Here is a 5,081-nt window from a genome sequence, read left to right on the forward strand (position 1 = left end):
CGAGCGCGCGAAGCGGCGCGCGCAGGCTCGCGGCCGGTGCCGACGCGCCGCCCGCGTCGGAGAACCGGCTCTCCGCGCCGCCGTACGTACCGAATACGCCGGCCGCGATGCCGGACGGCACGGTGGAAATCGACCGGGCGCCGTCGGCCGCCGCTTCGAGCGGCGGTGCGGACGCACGCTGCGCATGGCCGCTCGGCGGCAACGCGAGCGCCACCGACAGCGACACGGCAAGCAACTGTTTGACACGCATGGCAGGATGAAAACGACGCCGTCCCGCGCGCCGGGCGCGCATCGCGGCGTTTGGTCTGAATATTCGGGTCATTGTACCGGCGCCGCGATGACTGTCCCGTGCCGCGGCGGTGCCATCTGCGCTCCGGCGACGCGAACGCCGCTGCTATGATAAGCGCCCGTTGAAGCGTTGCATCGGGTCGCGGAGCCGGTTTCGGATGCCGCGCGCTGCCCGATCGCGAAGCAGGATCGACGGACGTGCTCGTGCGAGCACGCCGTTCCACTGGAGCACGACATGTCAGGACTCACCCATTTCGACGCCGCCGGCCATGCGCACATGGTCGACGTCGGCGGCAAGCAGGAAACCCAACGCATCGCGATCGCGCGCGGCACGATCCGGATGCTGCCGGCCACGTTCGCACTGATCCGCGACGGCAAGGCCAAGAAGGGCGACGTGCTCGGCGTCGCGCGCATCGCGGCCATCCAGGGCGCCAAGCGCACGGCCGACCTCATCCCGCTGTGCCACCCGCTCGCGCTGACGCGCGTGGCCGTCGATTTCGAGCTCGACGACACGCTGCCGGGCGTCCACTGCGTCGCCCAGGTCGAGACGTTCGGCCGGACCGGCGTCGAGATGGAAGCGCTGACCGCCGTGCAGGTCGGGTTGCTGACCGTCTACGACATGTGCAAGGCCGTCGATCGCGGGATGGTGATCACCGACGTGAGCGTGCGCGAGAAACGCGGCGGGAAGTCGGGGGACTGGAAGGCGGAAGACGTCGCGGGTTGACCGCCAGCGGTAACAGCCGCCATTCACGGGGCAGCGCCGGCCGTAGCGATGCTCCGTTCGAACGATAAAAACCAGAAAAACACCTTACTCATGAAGAATCCCACGCTGAAATGCGCCGCGCCGCTGCTGTGCGCGCTCCTCCTGCTGCCGGCCGTCGCATCGGCCGCCGGCGCCTGCCCCGCCGCCGACACCGCCGCGCGCGCGGCCATCGACGCGCAGCACCGCGTACAGCAGATCCGCAATCCGCCGAGCGACGGGCCCGGCGTCGAGATTTCGCCGCCGCTGCGCGACGCGCTGCGTGCGTACAAGCAGGCGCTCGCCGGCGCGATCGATGCGCGGCTCGCCTGCAGTGACGAACAGGTCGACCCGGCCGCGCTGAAACGCACGCTCGCAGCCGCGCTCGGCGTGCCGGCCCGACCCGTCCAGCCGAAAGACGGCGAATCGGCGTTCGGCCGCAATCCGGACGTCGACGTCGAACGCGGCGGCACGTCCCGCCCGTTGCTCTTCGTGCGCGCCGGCTTCGACATCGCATGCGGCGACGACAACCTGCTGACCGCCTACGCATGGGAAAACGGCGGCTGGCAGCGCGTGCTGCGCTGGCAGGCCGACGACTACAAGGACATCGGCGGCGCGTACGGCGGCGGCTTCTGGTTCTCGGCGCTGCCCGGCGGGCAGGTCGCGGTCGTCCATGGCACGCCGTGGTGCGCGTCGCGCTGGAGCCGGTTCGCCGCGGACGTGGTCGCACCGGCCAACGGCCCGACCGCGCAACGCGTGCTGTTCCATGCCGAGAACAGCTACGTGCTCGACGAAAACCCGATCCGGTTCAAGGTGCGCCCCGACGGCTTCGAGGTGCGCGCGACGGTCGGCTCGATGGACAGCGAAGTGTTGACGCGGCCAGGCGTCTTCCGCTATCGCGTCGACGGCGGCACCGTGCAGCGCGTACAACCCGTTGCGCTCAACGGCCGCGATTTCGTCGACGAATGGCTGAATGTGAACGATGCGCAGGCGCGCGAATGGAGCGAACCCGCCGCCGCGGCTGCCGCGCTGAAGGGCCGGCAGGCGTTCGACAAGGCCCGCAAGGCGCCCGGTACCGGGTTCGAGTACGGCCCGGTGCGTGGCTGCTCGGACAGCAAGGACCGCTTTCAGGTCGAACTCGATCTGACGGGCAACACCGGGGAGACGGTTGCGCGGCACTACGCGCAGATTCGCCAGGAACGCAACGGGTTCACGCTGCTCGGGCTGAGCACGGCGGCCGAGCCGGCTTGCCGCGGCGCGAACCTGATGCCGCGGCACTGAACGTCGGGCACGCGCGGCGACTTTCGGCGGCCGTGCGCCACGAAGGAACTGGCAGGAAACAATGCCGGGCGGCGACCGGCACGCACGCTGCGCCGCCCGCGCATCACTTGCCGCGCTGCGGCTCGAACACGAACGGTTGGGTCAGCAGGAACGGATTCGCGGTCGCGCCCGTCTGTACGCAGGTTGCGTGCGTCATCGCGTCGACGGCCGCGCGATCGGCCGCCGCATTACGGCTGCTCGTCGTCACGGTGACGTTCTGCGCTTCGCCGGACGTCGTCATCAGCGCGCGCACGAGCACGGTCGCCGGGCGCGTGAGCGGCTTCGCGGTATCCGGATAGACGGCGCGCGGAATGTGGCAGGTCAGCTTGCTTTCCTGCGAAGACGACAGCATCGCGCAGCCGGAAAACAGCAGCGCGACGGCGGGCAGGATCAGGTAGGTCGAGCGAATAGCCATGGTCGAATATCGTTCTTCAGCACTGTTGCGGACGAACGCGCCGCGCGCCGGGGAACATCGCCCGATCGCATCGCATGCGTCACACCGCGCCGCGGCCATCGGACCGGCGCCCCGTTACGGCCGCACGGCCGATCGATGCTCGGCCGCGATCCTGCGTGGCGGACTTCCCGGGTGGCCCGGTGTTGCCGGTGTTCGCGTCGCCCCTGCCCCACACGGGCCGGCACGCGAGCGCTTTCGCGCATTGTGCACGCGCCGCCCGGCGAGCGGCGGCGATTTGACAATGGTTGACGCGAATCGCCGCGACTTCAGCCGGAATCCGCGCAATTCACGAGGTAATCGATACGCGGCCGGATTCGCCGGGTTCACGCCAAGCGGTTGCGTTCGGCACGCGCCGCTGCTCTCGCACGGCGCGGCCCCTGCCGGCATTCCCCGTTCCGGCAGGGGCCGTGCGTATCAATCCGAATCGTCGTCGTCCTCGTCGTCGGCCGCGTCGGCCGGAACTTCGCCGTATTTCGCGACGACCGCCGCCTTGAACGTCTTCAGCGCCGGCTGCTGGTCGCACAGCTTGTACAGCGCCGCCAGCTGTTGCGGCCAGTCCTTCAGCTCCTTCGCGAACACGTGCAGGCGCGCGACGGTGTCGAGCGCATCGGCTTCGCGGCCGGCCAGTGCCTGCAGCACCGCATAGCGGCGCAGCACCGTCTCGCCGGGCAGCAGCGCGATCGCGCGCTCGTGCGCGGCGAGCTTGGCCGGCAGGTCGTCCGCCGAAATCGGGAGCAGCGTGGCCGCGCCGTATTCGCCCCAGGCGCCGAACAGAAACGACGGCGCGTCACGGTATTGCGCGGCCGGATCGCTGCCGTAATACAGCACCTCCGCGCGCTGGTAATCGCGCAGCACAGGCACCGCCGCCAGCACGCCGCCGACCGACAGCACCGCGAACAGCCCGAAGGCTGCGCGCCCCGGCAGGAAACGCAGCGGCTTCACGTCGAGCAGCCCGATCACGAACATCGCCGGCAACAGGAAGAACATGTACTGCTGCGGATACTCGACCAGCGCATGCATCAGCAGGATGCCGATCAGCGCGAAGCCGAACACGCGCATGCTCGACTGCGGTGCGCGCACCGCACGCACGAACCACGTCACGAGCGCAACGACGAGCACGCCCAGGCCGACGAGGCCGGACTTCGCGAGCAGGTCGATGAAGATGTCGTGCGAGTTGTTCGCGATCTCGACGCCGCCCAGCGAGCGCACGAGCGCGAACTGGTGTGACGGGAACTCGCCCCAGCCGACGCCGAGCAGCGGGTGCTCGCGGAACATCGCGAGCCCGTACTTCCACAGTGCGAGGCGCGGCGCGATCTGCCCCGCGTCACGCATCCGGTCGGCCGCGGATTCCGCGAGGTTCAGGTGATAGTGCACGTTGGCCCAGCGCACCGCGACGTTCACCGCGATGAACGCCACCGCGAGCACGACCGGGATCAGCCACGCGCGCGCATTGCCCGGTGCTCGGCGCGTTTCAAGCCACGCCATCCAGAAGCCCGCGACGACCATCACCGCGACCTGCAGCCACGGCCCGCGCGACACCGTCAGCGCAAGGCCGACCGACAGCACGAGCGACAGCGCGAGCCACGCCCATACCGCGAGCCGGCGCGTCTGCACGAGATACAGCGCGCCCGCAAGCGCGAACGCGATGTAGCTGGCCAGATGGTTCGCCTGCGCCATGTTGCCGTACGGGCGGCGATCGACCGCGACGTTGTACATCACGACGAACGGCGACAGCGCCGACTCGAGGTGGAACAACTGCACGATCTGGGTGCCGACCGCGAACACGCCGCCGACGAGCAGCGCGCCGGCCATCATCCGCGACACGGCCTCGGCCAGCCCGTCGCGCGCGAGCGTAAAACCTGCCTGCATCGCGACCAGCGCGGCGGCGAGATAGCCGACCGCGAGCCAGTTCATCGACGGCACCTTGAGCGGAATCAGCGCGACCTGCGCGATGAGCACCACCGCGAACCCGAGCGGCGCAACGAATGCGGCCGGCGCGGCGAACGGTTCGGCCGGGCGACCGGTGCGCGCGAGCAGCACGACGGACACTCCCACCAGCAGATACAGCACCAGCGCGGAAAACTCGGAATAGAAGGTCGGGATCGGATACGTGTGATTCGTGATCGCGTACGGCACGATCAGGGCGACAGCCAGCGCAACGAGCGGCAACGAACGGGAAAAAGTAGAAGGCATGAGCGAACCGGATGTCAGCAACCGGCGCACTATACAAAACTTTCCCCCCTCTGTGCGGGGCCTTCGCGCCGCGCCCCGGCGCGGCGC

Annotated in this window: 4 protein-coding genes and 1 pseudogene; 2 read left to right on the forward strand and 3 right to left on the reverse strand. The window is 69.6% G+C overall.

Translation table 11 applies throughout. The features are described 5' to 3' along the window. Positions 1-250 (reverse strand): annotated as a pseudogene (locus DPV74_RS38850) (M48 family peptidase); the annotation flags it as partial. A 273-nt stretch (positions 251-523) separates the two neighbouring features. Here DPV74_RS38850 and moaC point away from each other — a divergent pair. After that, positions 524-1,012: a cyclic pyranopterin monophosphate synthase MoaC gene (moaC, locus tag DPV74_RS38855; RefSeq protein WP_059495383.1), complete on the forward strand. Its 489-nt coding sequence runs from the start codon at positions 524-526 to the stop codon at positions 1,010-1,012. Between the two features lie 90 nt (positions 1,013-1,102). Then, positions 1,103-2,308 (forward strand): hypothetical protein, encoded by a 1,206-nt coding sequence (locus DPV74_RS38860; RefSeq protein WP_119339118.1) that lies wholly within the window; start codon positions 1,103-1,105, stop codon positions 2,306-2,308. A 103-nt stretch (positions 2,309-2,411) separates the two neighbouring features. Here DPV74_RS38860 and DPV74_RS38865 read toward each other — a convergent pair whose 3' ends face one another. Together DPV74_RS38865 and DPV74_RS38870 are read right to left on the reverse strand one after the other, a co-directional pair. Next, positions 2,412-2,762, reverse strand: a complete 351-nt coding sequence (locus DPV74_RS38865; RefSeq protein WP_027789218.1) for a TonB family protein — start codon at positions 2,760-2,762, stop codon at positions 2,412-2,414. A 453-nt stretch (positions 2,763-3,215) separates the two neighbouring features. After that, positions 3,216-4,994 carry a Wzy polymerase domain-containing protein gene (locus DPV74_RS38870; RefSeq protein ID WP_059699968.1) on the reverse strand — a complete coding sequence of 593 codons (1,779 nt, stop codon included), beginning with the start codon at positions 4,992-4,994 and terminating at the stop codon, positions 3,216-3,218. Between the last annotated feature and the right edge of the window lie 87 nt (positions 4,995-5,081).

Source organism: Burkholderia sp. HAN2018, assembly GCF_024704855.1.
Taxonomy (GTDB): Bacteria; Pseudomonadota; Gammaproteobacteria; order Burkholderiales; family Burkholderiaceae; genus Burkholderia; species Burkholderia cepacia.

Excerpts from the sequence above, each read along its gene's own strand:
- moaC (WP_059495383.1), top strand. The coding sequence starts at position 524 with ATGTCAGGACTCACCCATTTCGACGCCGCCGGCCATGCGCACATGGTC.
- DPV74_RS38860 (WP_119339118.1), top strand. The coding sequence starts at position 1,103 with ATGAAGAATCCCACGCTGAAATGCGCCGCGCCGCTGCTGTGCGCGCTC.
- DPV74_RS38865 (WP_027789218.1), bottom strand. The coding sequence starts at position 2,762 with ATGGCTATTCGCTCGACCTACCTGATCCTGCCCGCCGTCGCGCTGCTG.
- DPV74_RS38870 (WP_059699968.1), bottom strand. The coding sequence starts at position 4,994 with ATGCCTTCTACTTTTTCCCGTTCGTTGCCGCTCGTTGCGCTGGCTGTC.